The 20,937-nt window shown below is 39.2% G+C and carries 21 protein-coding genes; 15 read left to right on the top strand and 6 right to left on the bottom strand.

Translation table 11 applies throughout. From position 1 onward, the window contains the following. Positions 1-25 precede the first annotated feature (25 nt). The 3 genes from ACUW85_RS04605 (at position 26) to ACUW85_RS04595 (ending at position 3,709) form a co-directional block, all read left to right on the top strand. Positions 26-1,345: a DRTGG domain-containing protein gene (locus ACUW85_RS04605; RefSeq protein ID WP_220456905.1), complete on the top strand. Its 1,320-nt coding sequence runs from the start codon at positions 26-28 to the stop codon at positions 1,343-1,345. A 69-nt stretch (positions 1,346-1,414) separates the two neighbouring features. Next, on the top strand, positions 1,415-2,377 hold the full coding sequence (locus ACUW85_RS04600) for a DHH family phosphoesterase (RefSeq protein ID WP_059135019.1): 963 nt from the start codon (positions 1,415-1,417) through the stop codon (positions 2,375-2,377). A gap of 258 nt (positions 2,378-2,635) precedes the next feature. After that, positions 2,636-3,709 carry a BMP family lipoprotein gene (locus ACUW85_RS04595; RefSeq protein ID WP_182023292.1) on the top strand — a complete coding sequence of 358 codons (1,074 nt, stop codon included), beginning with the start codon at positions 2,636-2,638 and terminating at the stop codon, positions 3,707-3,709. Between the two features lie 151 nt (positions 3,710-3,860). Here ACUW85_RS04595 and zwf read toward each other — a convergent pair whose 3' ends face one another. Beyond that, positions 3,861-5,327 (bottom strand): glucose-6-phosphate dehydrogenase, encoded by a 1,467-nt coding sequence (zwf, locus tag ACUW85_RS04590; RefSeq protein ID WP_259345373.1) that lies wholly within the window; start codon positions 5,325-5,327, stop codon positions 3,861-3,863. Between the two features lie 196 nt (positions 5,328-5,523). Here zwf and ACUW85_RS04585 point away from each other — a divergent pair, with 196 nt between their 5' ends. After that, entirely contained in the window at positions 5,524-6,876 is a 1,353-nt protein-coding gene (locus ACUW85_RS04585; protein WP_182023294.1) for a DEAD/DEAH box helicase, read from the top strand. A gap of 265 nt (positions 6,877-7,141) precedes the next feature. On the opposite strand, the gene ACUW85_RS04580 is transcribed toward ACUW85_RS04585, so the two are convergent. Further along, positions 7,142-7,954: a DUF1189 domain-containing protein gene (locus ACUW85_RS04580; protein ID WP_259345374.1), complete on the bottom strand. Its 813-nt coding sequence runs from the start codon at positions 7,952-7,954 to the stop codon at positions 7,142-7,144. Positions 7,955-8,178: 224 nt separating this feature from the next. Here ACUW85_RS04580 and ACUW85_RS04575 point away from each other — a divergent pair, with 224 nt between their 5' ends. Then, entirely contained in the window at positions 8,179-8,784 is a 606-nt protein-coding gene (locus ACUW85_RS04575) for a superoxide dismutase (protein ID WP_016896885.1), read from the top strand. A 125-nt stretch (positions 8,785-8,909) separates the two neighbouring features. Here the strand turns inward: ACUW85_RS04575 and ACUW85_RS04570 are convergent, their stop codons facing one another. Further along, positions 8,910-11,669 carry a YfhO family protein gene (locus tag ACUW85_RS04570; protein WP_182023295.1) on the bottom strand — a complete coding sequence of 920 codons (2,760 nt, stop codon included), beginning with the start codon at positions 11,667-11,669 and terminating at the stop codon, positions 8,910-8,912. Positions 11,670-11,911: 242 nt separating this feature from the next. Here ACUW85_RS04570 and ACUW85_RS04565 point away from each other — a divergent pair, with 242 nt between their 5' ends. Both ACUW85_RS04565 and rpmG read left to right on the top strand, forming a co-directional pair. Beyond that, positions 11,912-14,104 (top strand): peptidoglycan D,D-transpeptidase FtsI family protein, encoded by a 2,193-nt coding sequence (locus ACUW85_RS04565; protein ID WP_259345375.1) that lies wholly within the window; start codon positions 11,912-11,914, stop codon positions 14,102-14,104. 177 nt (positions 14,105-14,281) lie between these two features. Then, a complete protein-coding gene (gene rpmG, locus ACUW85_RS04560) occupies positions 14,282-14,434 on the top strand; it encodes a 50S ribosomal protein L33 (protein WP_003141750.1) in 153 nt (50 codons plus the stop codon). Positions 14,435-14,518: 84 nt separating this feature from the next. Here rpmG and ACUW85_RS04555 read toward each other — a convergent pair whose 3' ends face one another. From ACUW85_RS04555 to ACUW85_RS04545, 3 genes are all read right to left on the bottom strand, one after another. Further along, on the bottom strand, positions 14,519-15,655 hold the full coding sequence (locus ACUW85_RS04555; protein ID WP_182023297.1) for a tyrosine-type recombinase/integrase: 1,137 nt from the start codon (positions 15,653-15,655) through the stop codon (positions 14,519-14,521). 120 nt (positions 15,656-15,775) lie between these two features. After that, on the bottom strand, positions 15,776-16,333 hold the full coding sequence (locus ACUW85_RS04550; protein ID WP_182023298.1) for a hypothetical protein: 558 nt from the start codon (positions 16,331-16,333) through the stop codon (positions 15,776-15,778). 72 nt (positions 16,334-16,405) lie between these two features. Next, on the bottom strand, positions 16,406-16,999 hold the full coding sequence (locus ACUW85_RS04545) for a LexA family protein (protein WP_220456906.1): 594 nt from the start codon (positions 16,997-16,999) through the stop codon (positions 16,406-16,408). A gap of 165 nt (positions 17,000-17,164) precedes the next feature. On the opposite strand from ACUW85_RS04545, the gene ACUW85_RS04540 reads away from it, so the two are divergent. From ACUW85_RS04540 to ACUW85_RS04505, 8 genes are all read left to right on the top strand, one after another. Next, positions 17,165-17,392 (top strand): helix-turn-helix transcriptional regulator, encoded by a 228-nt coding sequence (locus ACUW85_RS04540; RefSeq protein WP_182023300.1) that lies wholly within the window; start codon positions 17,165-17,167, stop codon positions 17,390-17,392. Between the two features lie 11 nt (positions 17,393-17,403). After that, positions 17,404-17,646 (top strand): hypothetical protein, encoded by a 243-nt coding sequence (locus ACUW85_RS04535; protein WP_182023301.1) that lies wholly within the window; start codon positions 17,404-17,406, stop codon positions 17,644-17,646. A gap of 14 nt (positions 17,647-17,660) precedes the next feature. Further along, entirely contained in the window at positions 17,661-17,870 is a 210-nt protein-coding gene (locus ACUW85_RS04530; protein ID WP_182023302.1) for a hypothetical protein, read from the top strand. A gap of 170 nt (positions 17,871-18,040) precedes the next feature. Continuing rightward, the gene (locus ACUW85_RS04525; RefSeq protein WP_182023303.1) at positions 18,041-18,241 is read left to right on the top strand and encodes a hypothetical protein; all 201 of its coding nucleotides are present in this window, start codon (positions 18,041-18,043) and stop codon (positions 18,239-18,241) included. A 73-nt stretch (positions 18,242-18,314) separates the two neighbouring features. Beyond that, positions 18,315-18,605: a PDDEXK family nuclease gene (locus ACUW85_RS04520; protein ID WP_182023304.1), complete on the top strand. Its 291-nt coding sequence runs from the start codon at positions 18,315-18,317 to the stop codon at positions 18,603-18,605. Next, positions 18,602-19,807 (top strand): DEAD/DEAH box helicase, encoded by a 1,206-nt coding sequence (locus ACUW85_RS04515; protein ID WP_259345376.1) that lies wholly within the window; start codon positions 18,602-18,604, stop codon positions 19,805-19,807. Before ACUW85_RS04520 ends, ACUW85_RS04515 begins: the two co-directional genes overlap by 4 nt. Then, positions 19,807-20,724 carry a YqaJ viral recombinase family protein gene (locus ACUW85_RS04510; protein WP_182023305.1) on the top strand — a complete coding sequence of 306 codons (918 nt, stop codon included), beginning with the start codon at positions 19,807-19,809 and terminating at the stop codon, positions 20,722-20,724. Before ACUW85_RS04515 ends, ACUW85_RS04510 begins: the two co-directional genes overlap by 1 nt. Beyond that, complete coding sequence (locus ACUW85_RS04505; RefSeq protein ID WP_182023306.1) at positions 20,725-20,937, top strand: hypothetical protein; 213 nt, start codon at positions 20,725-20,727, stop codon at positions 20,935-20,937. It begins immediately after the preceding gene.

Below are 20,937 nucleotides of genomic sequence, written 5' to 3'. Positions count from 1 at the left end.
GATTTTAAACGGAGGAGCAAAGCCAATGGCAACTAAACACGAACAAATCATACAATATATTCAAAACCTCCCCATTGATTCCAAAATTTCGGTTAGGTCTATCGCACGTAATTTGAAGGTTTCAGAGGGGACTGCCTATCGGGCGATTAAATCGGCTGAGAACTTGCATTTAGTGGCGACCAAAGAGCGAGTGGGAACAGTCCGGATTGAAGAGAACGAAAACCGCCGCATGCACCATTTAACGATTGAAGAAATTATCAAGGTGACGGATTGCCAGGTTTTAGGCGGGGCTTTAGGTTTGAGTCGTCAGGTTCGTAAATTTATTATCGGCGCCATGGAAGCGGACGGGATGCGTCGTTATATCGAACCAGATTCCTTGATTATCGTTGGTAACCGTGATGAAATTCAACGGATTGCCTTGGAAAATGACGTCGCTGTTCTAATCTCGGGTGGTTTTAAGCCGTCAGATGCCATTGTGGACTTGGCCAACAAGCGAGAAGTACCACTTTTAAGTGTCAACTTCGATACCTATGCGACGGCTACTTTAATCAATAAGGCGATGATTGAGCGGTCTATGCAGAAGGATATTTTACTTGTTGAAGATATCTACATTCCGCTTGAGCAAACGCAATTTTTATACACGGATGATACGATTACGGCCTACCGACAATTGTCAGAAAACTCGGGGCATACCCGTTTTCCAATTTGTGAAAGAGATGGTAAGTTGGCGGGGATTTTAACGGCTAAGGATATCCTAGATTTTGCACCGGATACCCATTTAGCTAAAGCCATGACGCCAACGCCAATTTCGGCTAAGAAGCCAATGAGTGTGGCATCAATTACCCACATGATGATTTGGGATGGTTTGGAAATTCTACCGGTTGTGGATGAAGAGGATTATTTACAAGGGATTCTATCTAGACAAGATGTCTTGCGGACCTTGCAGTATACGCAACAGACAGAACAGAGTGAAAACCGTATTGAGATGCTACTGGCAGATAAGTTGAAATTCGTTGATCAAAATGAGGATATGACAAAAGCGCGTTACCGATTCCTGAGTGATGTTTCATTAACGAATGATTTTGGCGCCTTATCTAATGCCTTACAACATAGTATTATCCAACTATCGGTAAAACAATTTGTCAAAAAGCTACAAGGTAAATCAATCGTTGTTGATAAGGTAAGTGCATATTATTTAAAATTAGTACCTTTACAATCTACCATCGATATTGTGCTAGAATTCCTAGATGTCTCTAGACGTTCAATGGAAATTGATATTACAGTTTATCACGGTAAACAAGTGATGACCAAAGCCATGGCTAGTGTGAAAACTCTGACAAATTAATGACGAATCTACCAAACAAGGGTATAATTTAAATATAGAAAATTTTTTAAGACTTAGAAAGAGGTCAATATGTTAGAGAAAATATTAGCGGCAATTGAGGCACATGATATCATCATTATCCATCGTCACGTCCGCCCAGATCCAGATGCCCTAGGATCACAGATGGGGTTAAAGGCAGTTTTAGAAGAAACTTACCCGCATAAAGATATCTATGCAGCTGGTCAAGACGATGACTCATTAGCGGAATTCGGGGATATGGACGATATTTCGGATGATACTTACAAGAATGCACTTGTTATCGTGAACGATTCAGCTAATCGACCACGGATTGATGATCAACGGTATAAAAAAGGGGCCACACTTGTTAAAGTTGACCATCATCCAAATGAAGATCCATACGGGGACTTTATGATTGTTGAACCAAGTATCTCATCGACCTCAGAATTATGGGCATCTATCATCTTGCGTGATGACAATAACTTACAAATGAATGATGAAGCAGCTAAATGCTTCTTCTTAGGAATTGTAGGGGATACTGGTCGTTTCTTATATGATAATACGACTCGCGATACCATGCAAATTGCCGGTGAATTGTTGAACTACGACTTCCCAGCTTCTGAATTGATGCAAGAATCGAATACGCAAACTATTTCTCAAGCACGCTTGCAAGCTTATGTTCTACAAAACATGAAATTGTCAGCACAAGGGACTGTGAATTCAGTTTATATTTCACAAGACTTACTACAGTCACTCGATTTAACCGCCAATGAAACCTACCAAATCGTTCAAATTCCAGGAACTATTGAAGGGGTCATTACTTGGGTAACGTTTATCGAGCAACCAGATGGTAAAGTACGTTGCCGAATCCGTTCTAAAGGCCCAGTAATCAACCATATTGCTGCCCAACATGATGGTGGCGGTCACGAGAAAGCTTCAGGCGCTAACGTTTATTCTTCAGAAGAGAAAGACGAATTATTAGCTCAACTAGGTGAAGTGGCTATGAAATACCGTCGCGACCATTTTTATGACTAACAAAAAAAGAATATAGCTTTCAAGACCGCATCTGAATTTTAAATTCATATGCGGTCTTTTTCGTTCGGCTTTTCAAAGTAAATTGGCTGTTTTAGAGAGGATACGGAGTGAAAATACGGATTGAAACGAACATTAATTAATAAAAGCAATAAATTTATATGGATTTAGAAATGTGGCTGTGCTAAAGTAATAGGGTAAAGAAAATAATAGCGCGGATAACCGAACATTTAGGTTTTTCGTTGGGAGGAAAATCAAGTCATGTCTTCATTATTAAAATCAATCCTTATTTCAAGTGCTGCCTTACTACTGGTGGCCTGCCAAGGGCAAAATGCCGGTACGGATGCCAATGCCGACACAGCGTCATCATCCAGTTCACAAGGCAGTGAATCAACGACTACTGATGCTTTATCGATCGGTATGGTAACAAATGAAGGGGGCATTGATGACCGGTCGTTCAACCAATCTGCCTGGGAAGGGTTGCAAGCATGGCAAGCGGAAACAGGAGCCAAGGTCCAATACTATGAGTCACCTGATCAATCTGAATTGATCCCTAATTTAAATGTTGCGGTTGCAGACCAATACGACATTATCGTTGGTCTTGGTTATACAACTGCAGAACCCTTAAATGAGGTGGCATCGCAAAATCCTGACCAAAATTACGCTTTGATTGATGGGGAAGTTGACCTGGACAATACGGTATCCATCGCCTTTAAAGACCAAGAATCTGCCTTCTTAGCGGGCGTTGCTGCTGCTTTAAATACGGAAACAAACCAAGTTGGATTTATTGGTGGGACTAGAATTCCAGTGATTGACCGTTTTGAAACGGGTTTTAAAGCGGGTGTTGCCTATATTGACGAAAATATTGAAGTGAAGAGTCAATATACGGAATCCTTTAGCGATGCCTCTAAGGGACAACAAATTGCTAATGCTATGTATACCAATGGTGTTGACGTGATTTATACAGCTGCTGGTGGATCTGGTAATGGTGTTTTCACTGAGACCCGTAACCGTCTAGAAGCAGATCCAGAAACGCAATTATGGGTGATTGGCGTTGACCGAGATCAAACTGACGAGGGCGAGTGGACTGGCGGTAACTTCACCTTAGCGTCGACCCTTAAAGATACCGGGGCAGCCATTATTGCCTTAGCTGAGGAAACTAGAGACAATACCTTTCCTGCAGGTGAAAGTTTAGCTTATGGCCTGGAAAATGGCGGCGTTTCGCTAATCCAAGGACAATTGTTAGATGAAGAATGGGCGCAGATTGAAGAAGCCAAAGCTGCGATTATCGCTGGTGACATTCAAGTTCCAGAGCTTACTTACTCTGAAAGTTAGTTTGCTTATAAGGCAATTGAAACCAGGTGCGTTAAAACAGTGAACAGGAAAAACCAGGAACCGCGATTTTAATCTTAGTTCCTGGTTTTGTTTTTAGGGATTAGATTGTGTAAAATATGCCGTTTCTTCTATAAAGCAATTTTCAATAAAACTATTTTACCCAAACATGGCCGTTGTGACGTAATAATTCATCCGCTTCTTTAGGACCACGTGTTTTACCAATATAAGTAGGTAGGGTTTTAGTGCCTGCATTTTTCCAGTTGGCAATGATTGAATCAACGATACGCCATTGTTCAGCCAATTCATCCCATGTAGAGAAATTGGTTTGGTCACCGATTAAGGCATCATAAATCAATTTTTCATAAGCATCTGGTACATAGGCAGCATTTAATTCGTCTACATTAGAATTAATAGACACCATTGTTGGCAATAATTCTTCACCAGGTAATTTTTGATTTAGGTTAAAAGCTAAACCGGTTTCTGGTTGGATGTTGAAGGTGATGCGACTTTGACTAGGATTACACCCCTTATCGATGTCTGTTTTATCAACGGCATCTTTTAAGACGATTTCAACGGTTGTCCGTTTATCATCCAAGGCTTTACCTGTTTTGAAGTAGAAGGGTACTTGGCCCCAACGGTCATTATTGACTTGGAAGTAGCCCGCTAAATAAGTTTCAGTCACAGAATCAGGCGCGACCTCATTTTCCTCTAAGTAGTTGATGAATTCACCATCTTCACTTGCAAGGTATTGGGCACGAACGGTTTGTTTAGCTGTTTGGTCTGCTGTCAATGAATCGATTTGTTTCAAGAAAGCTAACTTATTGGCATGTACATCGTCTTGGTCAGGTGAAGCGGGTAGGTCCATACCAAGTAATGTCGCCACTTGTAGGATATGGTTTTGTAGCATGTCACGAATAGCACCAGATTTGTCGTAGTAACCACCACGGCTACCAACTGGCATGTCTTCCGCTAGGGTGATTTGAATGTTTGAAACGAATTCCTGGTTTAATAAAGCTTCGACTGCAGGGTTAAAGAAACGTGTCGCTAAGATATTTTGCACCATTTCTTTACCAAGGTAGTGGTCAATACGGTAGATATCTTTTTCATCGAAAGAAATCGCTAAGGCATCATTTAATTCTTTGGCTGATGATAGATCAGTTCCGAATGGTTTTTCTAAGATTACTCGGTGTGTACCGCCATCTGTCACAATTTCAGCATCCTTCAATCCTTGGGTAATTTCAGGGAATAGGGCTGGTGAAGTCGATAGGTAGTATAAATTTTTCTCACCGGTATTAAATTCATTTCTTAATCTTGCCATTTCATTGTTCAAATGCTCATAATCATCCGCTTGAGTGGCGTCATGAGATGTGTAGAAGAAATGTTTGATAAAGTTATTGATTGTTTCTTCGTCTGCTTCTTGGTCAGAAATTGAATCTAAGACGATATCACGGAAATAATCGTTAGTCCATTCACGTCTAGAGTTTCCTAGCAAAGCAAAGTTTTCAGATAATAATTGACGCTGATATAAGCGGAATAAAGATGGGTATAGTTTACGGCGCGCTAAATCTCCTGCTGCACCAAACATAACGATAAGCCCACCAACTTGTTTGTTAGTCATTATGCTACATCCTTTCATAGTTCATCATCAATTATATACGAACTTTCATCACTTACACAAGAATTAGTCCTGACTATTCTTAGTATTTTTTAATATTCTATTATTTTAGATTTAAGAAATATAATGGTACAATAGTACGGATGAGCAAAAAGAACCATACTTGCCTAAGCTGGCAAGCAGAGAAAGGTGGGAGACCATGTCTTTTACACAATTTAATTTAAAACCATTTATCAACGACGCACTCGCAGATTTAAATTTCTATGAGCCGTCTCCAATTCAAGCAACAGTTATTCCAGTGATTCAATCAGGCCGCGATGTCATTGCCCAAAGCCAAACAGGATCAGGGAAAACTCACGCCTTCTTATTACCACTATTAAATAAGATTACAGCTGAAAAACACACGCAGTTGGTTATTACAGCACCTAGTCGTGAACTTGCGGAGCAGTTATATCAAGCTGGCCGTCAAATCTTGTCATTTTCAGATGAAGATTTACATATCGAGCGCGCCTTTGGTGGGACAGATACTGTTAAACAAGCCAACCGTTTAGAAAATGCCGTACCACAAGTTGTTGTTGCGACACCAGGACGTCTATTAGACTTGATTAACAACCAATTGATTTCTGTACACCAAGTAACAGATTTCGTTGTTGATGAAGCAGACATGACCCTTGATTTAGGTTTCTTAAATGAAGTCGACCAAATTGCAGGCCGTATGCCAAAATCATTGAACATGTACGTTTTCTCAGCAACTATTCCGGACAAATTAAAACCATTCTTGAGAAAATACCTAAGTAATCCTGAATGGATAACAATTGAAGCCCGTCACAAAATTTCAGATACCATTGATAACTACTTGGTACCCGTTAAAGGGCGCGACCGTAAGGCATTGTTATTCGATACCTTAACAATTGGTCAACCTTATTTAGCTTTAATCTTCGCTAACACCAAGGAAACTGTACAAGAATTGTACAAATACTTGAAATCTCAAGGCTTAAATGTCGGCCAAATTCATGGTGATTTACCAGCTCGCGAACGCCGCCGTGTAATGAAACAAGTACAAAACTTGGACTTCCAATACGTGGTAGCAACTGACTTAGCTGCTCGTGGGATCGATATTGATGGCGTGTCTCATGTCATCAACTACGAAGTACCAAATGAATTAGAATTCTTCATCCACCGTGTAGGCCGTACTGGTCGTCAAGGTAAACCAGGTACTGCCATTACCTTCTATATTCCGGATGAATTTAAAGATATTGAATGGTTGGAAAACAAAGGAATCATCTTTGAAAATAAAGATATCAAAGGCCATCAATTAATCGATGGTAAAGACCATGATGCCCGTGCTGCCCGTCAAAAAGCACCTGAAGTTGACCATACTGTAGCTGGGATGATCGAACGAAACAAACGTCGTAAAGTCAAACCTGGTTACAAAAAAAAATTAAGCCGTCAAATTTCTAAACATAATAAAGACAACCGCATGGCTGATCAACGTAAAAAACGTCGTGACCAACGTCGTAAAAACAAAGAAGACAACCAAGTGGATTTCTAAATTCACTAGCATCTACAAAATAAAAATCCGAGGAAAAATTGATTTAATCAATCTTTCCTCGGATTTTTTGGTTTAATGATAAATTATTTTTCGACGCTCACACATTAGTCGGGTTCACACCCTTGTAATCGGATTTGCGTCGCACCTTAGTCGGGTTCACTCGACCAGCTCAAGTCCACTTCAGAATAGTTTGCATCACACTTTGTGTGATACGGCACTATTCTTCCAGTGTTGTTTAGCTGAGCGGTCTCACTCACACCTTGTATTATTTCTGCATTTTTATGACTTGTACTTTTTTCAATAGTTGCCATAAACGAATCAAGGCGAATACATACATGATTTCTAATTGATAGATAACATAGAAGCCAAATAGGTTAAAGATGGTAATGACCATTAGTGGCATGGTTAATGACGCAAGGGCTAAAGATAACCGCATTTTAAAGGTTAGTCTTAACCGAGTTGAATCGGGTAGCATACCAATTACTAGGGCAATCATCAGGCCAGCTAGCATTAGATTTAATAGGCTAGATAGGGCCACAATGATGAAGATAATCGGGTAGTAGGCCCAAGTTAGGCTAGTCATTGACTGGATAATACCTTTGACACCATCGCTATTGGCAGAGTCACCTAATTGTGTGTAGGTGAAGGCGATAGGTTGGCCTATGAATGATATGGTTAGGTTATCTGAGTTGTTTTCAACAGTAATCAGATTGTTTTGACTAGTCGTCACGTCTTGATTGGCGATTTCATCATTTGGATCAAAGGCATAGGTTATCAGGTCTGTTTCAAAAATAAAGGCTGCTTGGTCATCGCTGGTGGCGAGTTTGCCATCTGTCACTTGATAGTCAGGGATTTGATTAACGATCGATGTTGCGTTGGTTTCTAATAAATCAAATACTTTCAAAGTGTCGAAGAAGGTCGGAATTGCGGAGATACCTGCAATTAATAGGGCATAGACCAACATTCTCTTAAAACTATATGAAATGACACGGATAATTTTTGGATAATTCAATAGGGCATCGTATAAGATGACGAGGATATTGCTTTCTTTCATACATTCGCTCTTTTCTGTTCGCATATTCTCACTCTTAGCTAGTGGACTTGGAAAATGACTAAGCATTCTCACGTTAACATTCATTATAACAAAGATTGGTCAAAAATAATGAGCGGATGATTGGAAAAGGAAAAACTTTTCTTAAAAATAAGTGAGCGCTTAAGTCGATTCCTTTGAATTTTAGGGTGTGACTTGTTATAGTGATTTTAGTAAGAAAATAATGATAAGTTATATAGGAGGAATTTTACATGGCTTTTGAATTACCAGAATTACCATACGCTTATGATGCATTAGAACCGTATTTCGATGAGGAAACAATGCACTTGCATCATGACAAACATCATAATACTTATGTAACAAATGCAAACGCAGCTTTAGAAGGTACTGATTTAGCAGACAAATCTGCTGAAGAAATCCTATCTAACTTTGACGCTGTACCTGAAGACAAAAAAACTGCTGTTCGTAACAATGTTGGTGGACACGCTAACCACACATTATTCTGGGAACAATTCGCAGCAAACGCTGGCGGTGAACCTACAGGCGCTTTGAAAGAAGCTATCGACGCTAAATTCGGTTCATTTGCAGACTTCCAAGAAGCATTCAAAACTGCAGCAACTGGTCGTTTCGGATCTGGTTGGGCTTGGCTAGTTTTAGCTAACGGTGAAGTAGAAATCACTTCTACACCAAACCAAGACTCACCATTAATGGATGGTCAAACACCATTATTAGGTATCGATGTTTGGGAACATGCATACTACTTGAAATATAAAAACGTTCGTCCAGACTATATTGCAGCATTCTGGAACATTGTAAACTGGGATGAAGTTGCAAAACGTTTTGACGCAGCAAAATAGTTTAACATCTATTTATATAGTAAAAGAGGGGTTAGCTTAGGCTAACCCCTCTTTTTTTTTCGGCAAATTGCATAAAAATGCCTCTAAAAAACGCCTGCCGACAATTATCAGCAGACGTTTTATATTTATTTCGTTTTCACTTTTTTCCTGTTAAGGAAATATACACCTACTAGTACGAGTCCGGTTGCGACAGTAATGGCTACACCTAATATCAAGCCTTGTGGGATGTAGTAGAAAGTGACTTCATAATCACCAGATTCTTGGAATTGGATACCCATAAAGCCACCGTTTAATAGGGATGCGGTATCGACTTCTTCGCCGTTGACTTTGGCGTGCCAACCTTCTGCGTATGGGACAGTGACCATCAAATATTCACTTGGATCGTCTACTGTAACGGTGCCTGAGAAAGCCCCATTTGAGAAGTTGGTCAGTTCCAACTGATTTTGCTTTAAGTCTTCTGCCATGGTGGATACTATTTCCTGGTCAAGGGTATAGAGGTTGATATCCGCTAGGGTTGTTTCGTCATCTAGCAATTGTATGGTAAATACTTTCTCTGCGCCTTGATCGTCGTTAGCAATATTAAATAATTGAATCGACTGGTAGGAAGAATCGTAGTCCAATGGCTCGCCGTCTAAGTAGTATTTGACTTCTTCATCGTTCAAGAATGAAGGGACGGTAATGTAATAAGCTTGGTCTGTTTTGACATTGATATGGATATCAATAAACGAATCTTCTCCAGTGTCATCACGGGTATAAGCTGTGTTTACCACAGAAGCATCTTGTGAATCCACATGGAAAAGGTCCACGCTGGCAAAGTTGGCAATCTCAAATTGTGAAAGGTCAATGCCGTCTGTTGTGCCGTTTCCGCTTAAGACATTCAACAATTCATCTTGCAGGTAAACTGGATTGACGTCATCAATGGCGACGTCTTGGATGTCTTGGCTAACCATATAGGCAAGGGACAAGGCATTGGGATTTTCATGGATGATTAATTGGTCTGTGACTTCTGTAACAGGGTATTCACTCAAGTCAGCTCGTGTTGACCTGACTCGGTCTTTTAAGGCGCCTTGATTATCTTCAAACGGGGTGACGTCAAAGTAATATTGGACACCAAATAGGGCGTCTGTCACTAGGGTCCCTGTTGTATAGTTGGTAAAGCCGTCTGACATAGGTTGCCCTAATTGTTTGAACAATTGGGTGGTGTTTCGTTCCATTGTCGAGTTGAAATGGTTCAAGTCATAGTAACCCAGCTGCATGGCATCGTTTTTTGTCCGCTGGAAGGTCTTGGTCATTCGATAGAATTCATTTTCCGCGGGCGTATACAATGCGATTTCTGGTTTGATTTCAGCAATATAATCCGCAAAGCCATCTTCTTTCAAGTAAGAAATAGAGGAAATAGTGATCACTGAGTTGGCAAACATTTCACTCATGGTGATGAACAATAGAAGGATGTAAATCAACCGGTCGAAGTCAACAGCCATCATCAGCAGGGCAGTGACCCCAACGAATAAGACGAAGGAAACTAGGACTGTTGTGACTGAAATATAGTCAAATTCTTCAATTTTATAGAACAGGTAACCGTAGGCAATAGCAAAAGGTATCAACAAAGCTATTGCACTTTTAATGGATAAGACAGTTTTTTGTCGGTAGAGCTGGTAGCCGATAAATAATAGAAAGAATGAAAAGACGAATGAAAAACGGTATGGGTACCAGATTGGATATTGGAACCCGTGCCAAATCAAGTTCAGCCCTGAAATGTTCATGGATAATAATAGGACCGTCGTCAATCCACCGGCGGCTAATCGTTCTTGCCAAGGAATCTTCTTATTGAAAAAGTAAAGGCTGGCCATGATAAGCGCTAGACTTCCTACGAAAATGTTGGGCAATCCTTCTGGCATTTGGTCAAAGTTAAAGGCCCCTAGGATGAATTTTGACACAATATCGTATAAAGGATAATCGGTGGTTAATTCAAGTTCGGGTGACGATTGTTGCCCTTTACTGGTTGATAATGCATAGAATGTGGGCATTAAAATAAAGGCAGCTAAACCACCACCTGCGAGTGACCAACCGGCAAATTTACCAAATGTTTGCATGAAATAGGTTTTCAAATTGGTAAAGTAGCTGGCTTGATATTGCGCTGTTGGCGCCAAGCTCTGGTTCAAACTGTCGATCTGGTCTTGACTATGCAAATCAGCTCGTCCGTGAGCAACCATCCGGTAGCAGAAAAATAAGATTAAGAATAAACAAATCATGTAACCGATATAGTAATTCGAGATTAGGATAAGGGCTAGCCAACCTACATAGGTCCAGCCAGATTGACCGCGCATGACTTTTTCCAAACCCCAAATGAGAAAGGGGAGGAAGATAACGCCGTCTAGCCACATGACGTTTAGTTGGTTGGCGGATAGGTAGCCGATGAAAGCGTAAGCGAATGAAAATGTGAGTGATTGCCAGGTCACTTCATTATAGAACCGACCTAACATGAACTGGAAGGCGGATGCTGCGGTGGCGAGTTTGAGTAAGACAATCAAGGCGACGGCAAAGGAAAGCCAGGATTGCGGGAAAAATAGCAAGAAAATTAAGTAGGGGGACATGAGGTAGTAAGACCAGGTCCCGACCATTTCGCCTCCGGTGGCTTTTGAGAAGGAATAGAAAATCTGATCCCAATTGCCTTGGAAGATGTCTCGGTAGTATTGATAGAAGTCGATATATTGTTGGCCTAGGTCGACAGTCATGATGGTGCCGTTGCCGAAAGGAAATATTTTTAGGCCAAAGATAAAGAAGAGTCCCATCAGGATAAAGACTGCTAGAAACAAGCCAATCATTGAAGCTTTGAGTGGGTGTTTCTGACTTTTTTGTTGAATCGTTTTTATATATTGCGTCATGACACGAACTCCTTTTTGCGAATTACTTTTAGCATATCATATTTCGCAGATTGATTGCCTTGTTTAAAGATTTTTTACAAAAATAAAAACTTCTGTGATTTTTAGGTGGATATAGGGATTCTTAATAATTTACACGAGTCTTATGACCATTTTTTGTGTATAATTAAGAAAGATTATGCTAGCTTGAGTGGACTGACCTATTTGGCTGCATATAAGTGTTTTATTTGAAAGTAGGTGACAAGTTGGATCAAGGTGATCAAAATAAACAACCGAAGCAACATGAGGGTGCTGAGGAAAAGTGGAATAAAATGGGTTCTGATGATCAAGACCAACCAAAAAGACGTGCACCCATATGGGGCTCCTTTTTAAACCGTTTGAACGTGATGCTGATAGGGATTTTTGTCCTGTTTGCAATACTTATTTTACGTTTATCTTATTTGCAACTAGTTCAAGGGGATATGTTCTCTGATCTGGTGAATGCGACAGAAACAACTATTGTTGAGGAATCGGTCCCTCGTGGGTTGATTGTTGATTCTGAAGGAGAATTGATGGTGTCTAATGAGGCTTTACCAGCAATTTCTTATACACGTGGCCAGGACACTTCTGGTGAGGATATGGTCCAAACGGCGCAGTATCTAGCTAAATATATAGCTATAGATTTCGAGGATGTATCCGATCGTGACCTACAGGATTATTTTGTGGCAGCCCATACAGATGTCATCAATGACCGGTTAACGGACGATGAGGCCGCTGCAGCGGATGATGAAATTTACGCCATCCAAGTGAGTAAGGTGACTGACGACGACTTGAATGGTCTAAGTGACCAAGATAAGGAAGCAGCAGTTATTTTTGCCAAAATGAATGCAGCCTCGTCACTCACAACTGTCATGATTAAAAATGATGGGGTAACCACTGAAGAGATGGCCGTTGTGGCAGAGCATTCAGCTGAGTTACCAGGTGTCAATGTGACAACCGACTGGAAACGGACTTACCCGCAAGATTCATTACTACGTTCATTGCTTGGGAGTGTATCTTCTACAGAAGAAGGGATTCCAAGTGACCAACAAGATTTCTACCTAGCTAAGGGTTATGCCCTAAATGATCGGGTAGGGGTGTCTTATATTGAAGAACAGTATGAAGCGGATTTACGTGGTTCGAAAACGACCTATGCAACAGAAGTGAGTCAAGAGGGAGAGATTATCAACTCTGAACAGACTTATGCTGGAGAAATGGGGAATACGGTTCAGTTGACTATTGACTCTGAATACCAAGCGGAATTAGAAGCATATGCAACTCAGTATTTAGAAGATGCGACAACTGAAGCCAACAATTCTATCTATATTGTAGCGTCTGATCCTGATACGGGGGCTATTTACGCTTTAGTTGGTAAGAAGAAAAATTCAGATGGTGAAATTGTTGATGATGCCTTAGGTACGATTAATAGCGTCTTTGTATCCGGGTCTGTTGTGAAACCTGCAACGATTTCCGCTGGTTACGGAGAAGGCTTGCTTGAAGTTGGTTCAGACAATGAAATTACCGATGAACCCCTATACTTCTCCGGTACGCCAGTTAAAGCTTCTTGGTGGTTTACATCTGGTAACGATTCAACGCCAAGGATCTTAACGGATAAACAAGCCTTAGCTCAATCTTCCAACGTCTACATGATTAAATTGGCAATGGCAATGGGTGGTGTAAACTACTACGAACCATACATGGACTTGTCAGAACTAGATACAGATGCCGTTTATGATACCTTACGTGACTACTATGCAGAATTTGGTTTAGGTGTATCGACTGGTATTGACTTGGAAAATGAATCAACTGGTCTAATCGGAGCTGATACTGGTGACCCAGGTAACGCACTTGACTTGTCTTTCGGTCAGTTTGATACCTACTCACCAATTCAATTAAACCAATATATTTCAACCATTGCGAATGGTGGTACTCGCTATGCTTTACATGTGCTGGATAAAATTTTGGCACCTACTGAAGACGAGGAGACTGCTGGCGATGGAGCAACGGTTTACGAATATGAGCCAACTGTATTGAATGAATTGTCGATTACAGATGAAATGCTTGCGGAAGTGCAAGAGGGTATCTGGTCTGTTATCCATACTTCAACTGGTTTGGGGAACGCTATTTTTGCTAATTTCCCAATTGAAGTAGCGGGTAAATCAGGTACTGCGACAGTATCTGATACGCTTGAAAATTCAACTTGGGCCGGATGGGCACCATATGATGATCCTGAAATTGCGGTTTCTATCGTTATTCCAGGAACAACACCTGATGTATCTGTATCTGCCCAAGCTGCTGCACCAAATGTCTTAGGTTTATACTATGATATTGAAGAATATCAAAATAAAGTAGCTGACCAAATGGCAGAAAATGCGGAAGCATCAGCAGAAGAGGCGGAAGCATTAGAAGAAGCACAATAATTGCGTGTGGGGCTGTGACACTCAAATCACAGCCCCATGCTGATCATTTTAAGTGTATGACCAATTTTTTTTACAAGACTAAAAAATATTTGGCATATAGGTTAAGATTATGGTACAATAATCGAGTATGGTTACTGTATATCAGTTAATAATTTTATTGTATTGGAGGGGTATCACATGCGTGTGAACATTATTTTAGAAAACACTGAATTAAAAGGCGAACGTGTTTACTTAACAGAGAAAAACCGTCGTAACAATCCAGATCGTTTAGAATTAAAAAAATATAGTCCAAAATTACGTAAAGTTTGTGTCTTCAAAGAGGTAAAATAATCTACGTAATCAAACCGTTGAGCCTGTAAGGGTTTGACGGTTTTTAAATTGCCTGAAATAGTAAAAGTAGCAAAAAGGTAGCAATTATAAGCCGATATCATCAAGTTTGGAAGTTACGTCCGACACCATTTTTCTGGTTACATGCGTGTAGATATCGGTAGTCGTCTTGCTGTCCGAATGGCCAACTCTAGCCATGATAGCCTTCAAAGGTACATTGTTTTCGGCTAGCAGCGATATGTGCGTATGTCTAAAATAATGCGATGAGAACTCATTGCTGTTCTTCATACCGAGCTTTTCGCCAGCTAGTTTTAAAGACTTGTTAAACGACACAATCTGTATTGGTGTACCGCTAGCAGTTGAGAAGACGTAACCTGTGTCATGTCCACTAGCAATACTCTCGAGTTCCTGTTCGATTAGTCGTGATTTTACCAATTCAATACAACGGTCGGTCAGCGATATTTCTCGGTGAGAGGTGTTGGTTTTTGGCGGTCCTTTAATTGCTTTCTTATAGCCGTTGGTGGCGTCTAGCGTGCCATGAAACGAAACAGTGCCTTTATCAAAATCAAAGTCGGTCTTTTTAAGTATGATGGCTTCACCTATTCGACAGCCAGTCAGATACATAAATTCAGCAAGTCTGGCCATGCGTAGTGTCCGCTTACTCATAGATAGCTTTTCGATAAGCTGTTGAGCTTGGTCAGGCTCAAAGTACTTTTCGGATATATTTGTCGTGCTATCATTTTTCTTGATTACTTTGACCTTATCCATGGGTGAGTGGTCAATAATACCCATATCAACCGCATAGCTTAGGGCTTGCCCAGCTAAAATTTTAATAGACCGTGTATAGCCATGGCTTAAGTGGTCGAAACCGTTTATCCAATTCTGTAAGTACCGCGTGTCAATATTGCTGACAAGTATGTCGACATCTATTGTTTCTTCGATTTTCCGCCGCATGATTCTTTGTTTGCGTTTCGTACTGTTTCTTAAAGGTTTCTCATGTAGTGGGTACCATTCTTCCATCAACTGACCAAAAGTCATATCCTTGGTATTCTTTGTGTTTTTCGCTGCTTCAATCTTTTTATCTAAGATTTTCTTAGCCTTATTCCAAGCCTGTGCGGACTGACTGGTTAGCGTTACCGACTTGTATCTTTTCTTTCCCGTGTATGGGTCCTTGTAATCTTCAGTATATTTATACTTCCCTTGTTCTAAGATTGTCATCCACATACCAAATCATCCTTTCTTATGTTAAAATATAGGTACACAAAAAGCACACACATAGTGCATTTTGTTGAACTTCAGTAACCTCACTCTTCGACCGACCAAAGTGTAGAGTGGGGTGTTTTTTTATTTCTTTCTGGTAAAAGTCTTACCACAGTTCATGCAAACAAACTCATTCTTTTTACCTTTTCCACCAGCAAACCCAGCAAGCGTACCAATACCACCAGTTAATACTGCACCACCTACCGCTTTACCAACTGAAAAACCTTTACGTTTGTTTCCAGCAAATTGTAAATCCTTACTGCCACACTTCGGACATTTTAAAACTTTACTTTCCTCACGATCAGCTTTAAATTGTTCTTGTACTTTTTTGTATTCGTTCTTTTCCATTTGACTTGTGGAAGGACCAGATAATACATCAGCATCTAAAAGTTCTAATAATTCTTGAACTTTTTCAACTTCATCAGCATTAAAGTCAAATGAGTTCTTTTTAAATTCTTTTACGTTATCTGTCAATTCGCCGTCCACACTAAAGTAGACCGTACCCATTGAAAGTAACTTTGGTTCTGCTAGATATACGGTATCAATATCATTGGTATCAATTACATTTTTACCAATCTTCAATAAGTCATCTTCTATGGATACTGATTTCTTAAATAAAGTCCCAAACTTTTCGCTATACATAAAATATCCCCTTTATGATATAATTAGTTAAACAAATTCCCCACCAGTTTTGCGCTACTGGCAGGGCAATAATTATAAATCATATTTAACACGGACGACCTTGCCAATAATTCTGGCAGGGTTTTTTTCGTTTACAATAATAGGCTCGTATTCATTATTTTCAGGTTGTAATAATAATTCGCTACCTATTCTTTTAACTCTTTTAAGTGTGGCTTCGGTATCCCCATTTACTAATACCGCTGCAACTTCTCCATTTTCAACAGTACGTTGTTCTCTGATTAAAACTAAAGCACCGTCAGGAATTAGAGGATACATGCTATCTCCATTAGCTTTTAAGTAGAACAGATTACCATTTGGTAATTGGTTTTCAATTTCTTTGTGATACTCGTCCACATTTTCAACCGCAGTTATTGGATCGCCGCATGATATCGCACCTAGCAATGGAATGTTCACAACTTTTATATCTTCAGTTACATCATCGAAGAAATAAGAAATTGGTACATTGAAGATATCAGCCATTTGAACAATTTTATCCATTAGTGGAAGATTACCGCCACGTTCCCAAGTTGACACTGTGGTTTTTGCCACATCCAACTTATTTGCTAGATCAGTTTGCGTAAAATCATTTCTTTTTCTCAAATATTTTATTTTATCTTTGATTTGCATTTGTTTCACCTTCCTTCTATATATATTATACATTATTGGTACGGTTATATCCATACTTTTTTACAAGTTTTTTAGTAAAAAGAACGGAAATGTTGAACTTTATTATTGACAGGTACGGATATCCCGTATATACTGATAACATCGCTTAAGGAAAGGAGAGATTACATGGCCCGACAATTTACACTTGAGCAATCAAGGAACTTAGCAGGTCTAACTCAAGAAGATATGGCAGAAAAGTTAGGTGTGTCAGTAACTACGTATTATAACTATGAGAAATATAATCGTTATATGCGAATGGATACAGCCTTCCTTTTTTCTAAAATAACTAACTTGAGCATTGATGAGATTATTTTTTTACCTAAGAAGTACGGAAATTCAGTACAAAAAGTGTAAAAGAAAGATAGGTGTTCAAATTGCAAATCGAAATTAAAGAAAAAGTTGATAAGGGCATTTGGTATCGCTTAGGACTACTACCAGAGTTGTTTGTTGGTTTGTCCAACAGCACGGCTAAAGCTTACACCAAAGAAATGGAAAATCTACCAGTATTCAGCGGTGGAGTTTTAAAGCCCGGGCATTCAACCACTTTTGTAAATTATGAAACATTTGTGGAATTTTTAAAGTTTAAAGAAGAAAACAAGTACCGCTAAGGAGGACAAATGATATGAACAGAGAATCAGAAAACACAATCGTGTGGGGAATAGTAACTGCTATCTATTTCATCGGCATGCTAGAAACAATCTTCCAAGGTTACGCAGGTTGGATTCCAGTCTTGCTATTCGTACCATTCATTATTTCGCTGGCTTATACATGGATCAATGCACGAGATGCAGACATGTTTGTGGGGAATGAAAATGAAACAACTAACCAGTAGACAGCTTGCTAGGAACGCTAAATACAGTATTGATAAATACTTAAATAACGGCGATTTAAAGCATTTAAAAGACGCCAAGTTGTATCTATCCCAAGTGCAAGTTAAAGACGTAACGGATAGCAAATTCTTGGAAATGAAGGCAAGGAATTACAGTTGAAGGTGGTGAAAAAATGCGAGGAGTATATGACTTGGACCAACAGCAATTTTATCCAGAAGATGATGACGGATTAGATGAAACCCGAACGGTCAGAGTATGGGTGGAAGGTTATGCAGACGTGGAATTACCGCTATATGCAGATAAGGACGAAGCAGAAAAAGAAGTCCATATCGGTGATTTATCAATTCATCACGTTTGGGTTGACGACGAATAAAAAAGCACCTATTGCGAGTAGGCGCTTCAAGTAAATATTTTACGTATAAATTATAACACGATTGGAAGGACAAATGTTACCTGAAAAAAGAGTAGAAAATCAGATAAAAAAATTCTTGGATAGACACAATGCTTATTGGTTTAAAACATTGGGTGGATCTGTACCTGCAGGAACTGCTGACATTATCGCTTGTGTGAACGGGTATTTTATAGCCATAGAAGTTAAAAAACCAAGTGGTGGAAAGGTTTCTGCATTACAAGAGTTCCATATTAATAAAGTTAAACAATCTGGTGGTATTGCTTTTGTAGCAAATAGCGTTGAGGTTGTAGAGAATACTTTGAAAACAGAAGGGGTGATTACTTGAAAGACTTACTTTATAAGTTTCAAAGAGAAATTGTAGACCAAGCAAAACCTAATTATCTAATTGCGAGCGATGTTGGAACAGGCAAGACGATGATGGCTATACATCATTACTTGAAACATAACAAAGGCGAACCATTATTAGTTGTTGCACCTCCTGCAAAGATTAAAGAGGGTGGTTGGGATGATGAAATTAAATTTATCTCAAGTGAATATAATATCCCAATTACTTATGAAACATTGAGTTATGGAATGATTTCCAAAAAGTGGCAAGAATACAAAGGTTACTTCGTTGTATTCGATGAGTGTCACTACATCAAAAACCCGACTAGTCAACGTGGCAAGTCAGCTAATCAATTAACTAAAGCTGCTACACACTTTTTGTTATTAAGCGGTACGCCAGCAAGTAATAATATCGGTGACATGATCAATTACTACATTATGTTTGGATTTACTAAAAATAAAACACAGTTCAATAAAAAGTTTGGTGTTTGGGAACAGAAGTTTTTTGGACAACGCACAGTAAATCAAGTGGTTGATTATAAAGAAAAAGACAAATTATTAGGCTGGTACAAGCAATTTGCAATCAGTATCAAAAAAGACGATGTATTAGACTTGCCACCAATTGTATTCAAAACAGTTAGGTTTAAAACATCTAAAGAGTACAAGATTATTGCTAAAGATCGTGTGTTGGGCGATGTGGCGTATGATAACCCATCGAGCTTAACTCATGGGTTGAGAGAACACGCCAATTTAAAAGATAAACTCGCTTACTTAGAGATGCTGTTTGAAGGAACAGACAACAACATAGTTGTGTTCTACAACTATAATTCAGAACTTGATGCTATAAAAGAAATCACAAAAGACAAGACGGTATACGAAGTGAACGGTAGTAAACAACACTTACCGCCAAAATCTGAATGGGCGAATACTAAAAACAGTGTAACCCTTGTGCAATATATGGCAGGAGCTGCGGGGATTGAATTGCAGTACGCAAACATTGTGGTTTATTACACACCAACATTCAGTTTCCAAGATTATGCACAGTCTTTAGGGCGAACGCATCGGAACGGTCAAAAGAAAAAAGTAACAGTATTTAAGTTTTTGACGACCGCTTCAATTGAAGAAAACGTATGGGGCGCTTTGGCGAACAAAAAAGATTTTGATAAAAAACTGTATATCGAAACGAAGTTAGGGGTGAAGTAATGGAAGAATTTAAAGGATTCGGATTGCAAAAACAGGATTTAAATGTAACCGAAAACCGCAACATCTATGTTGGTGGTTCTGATATGCCAGTTATTTTAGGCATCAGCAAATATAAAACGCAATATGAATTGGCGCGAGAAAAGACAGGCATTGAAAAACGTGAATTTATCAATAACCCATATATCTTATTTGGTAATAAATTAGAGCCAAAAATTAGAGAATACATCAACGCTGTGAACGGCACTAACTTCATTGTCGACACTTACATTGATGAAGAAAGAGCTATTAGATCTAACGTGGATGGTATTGATAAGGAACACAATATTCTTTTAGAAATCAAAACACACGGAAAGAATTATGACCAGCGTGTGTATGAAGTGCAAATGCAATTATATATGGCACAAATTGGATGTGAGGTTGGATGGTTAGCCTTATACGAAAGACCAGTAGACTTTGATACCGAATTCGATGCAGATAGATTAGTTATCAAAGAAATCGAACGTGATGAAGACTATATTCAAAAAATCCTTTCTGCAATTGAAACGTTTTGGATTCGTTGTGAATATCTGAAAGAAAATCCAAGCATGACTGGAGAAGAATACTTCTCGCAAGGAACTGAACTAGATGCACAGCTAATCGAGTTGAAGAACATTGCACCAAAATTGCTGCAAATGAAAGCACAAGTTAAAGAATTTGAGAAACGGGAAAAAGAATTGAAAGAAAAATTTTACGACTCAATGACTGAAAATGATGTGAAGAAAATCGAAACACCATTTATTGTGTTGACTCGTGTTTTGCCTACAAAAGCAAAAACTTTTGATAAGAAACGGTTTGAGCAAGAACATCCAGAATTGTACGAACAATATATCAAAGAAGTTGATAAAAAAGGCTACGTCAAAATACAGGAGGCTAAATAAATGAAAGTGTTGTTAAAACAAGAATCTAAATACTTCACAACGCAAGAAAGTGAAGCCAGCGATTTAATTCAAAAGGTTAAAAATGAAACAGACGGTGAAGTGAAAAAACAAACAATTGATGTAAAAGAACATAAAGACTACGGTCAGTATTTTGAAGTGACAATTGTTGAAGAATTTACGACTAGTAAGTCGATTTTAGAACAAGGATATTAG

This window comes from Aerococcus sp. 150760013-2 (genome assembly GCF_053627715.1).
Note: the sequence above shows the minus strand (reverse complement) of the source record. Positions and strands in the feature narration are given on the sequence as shown.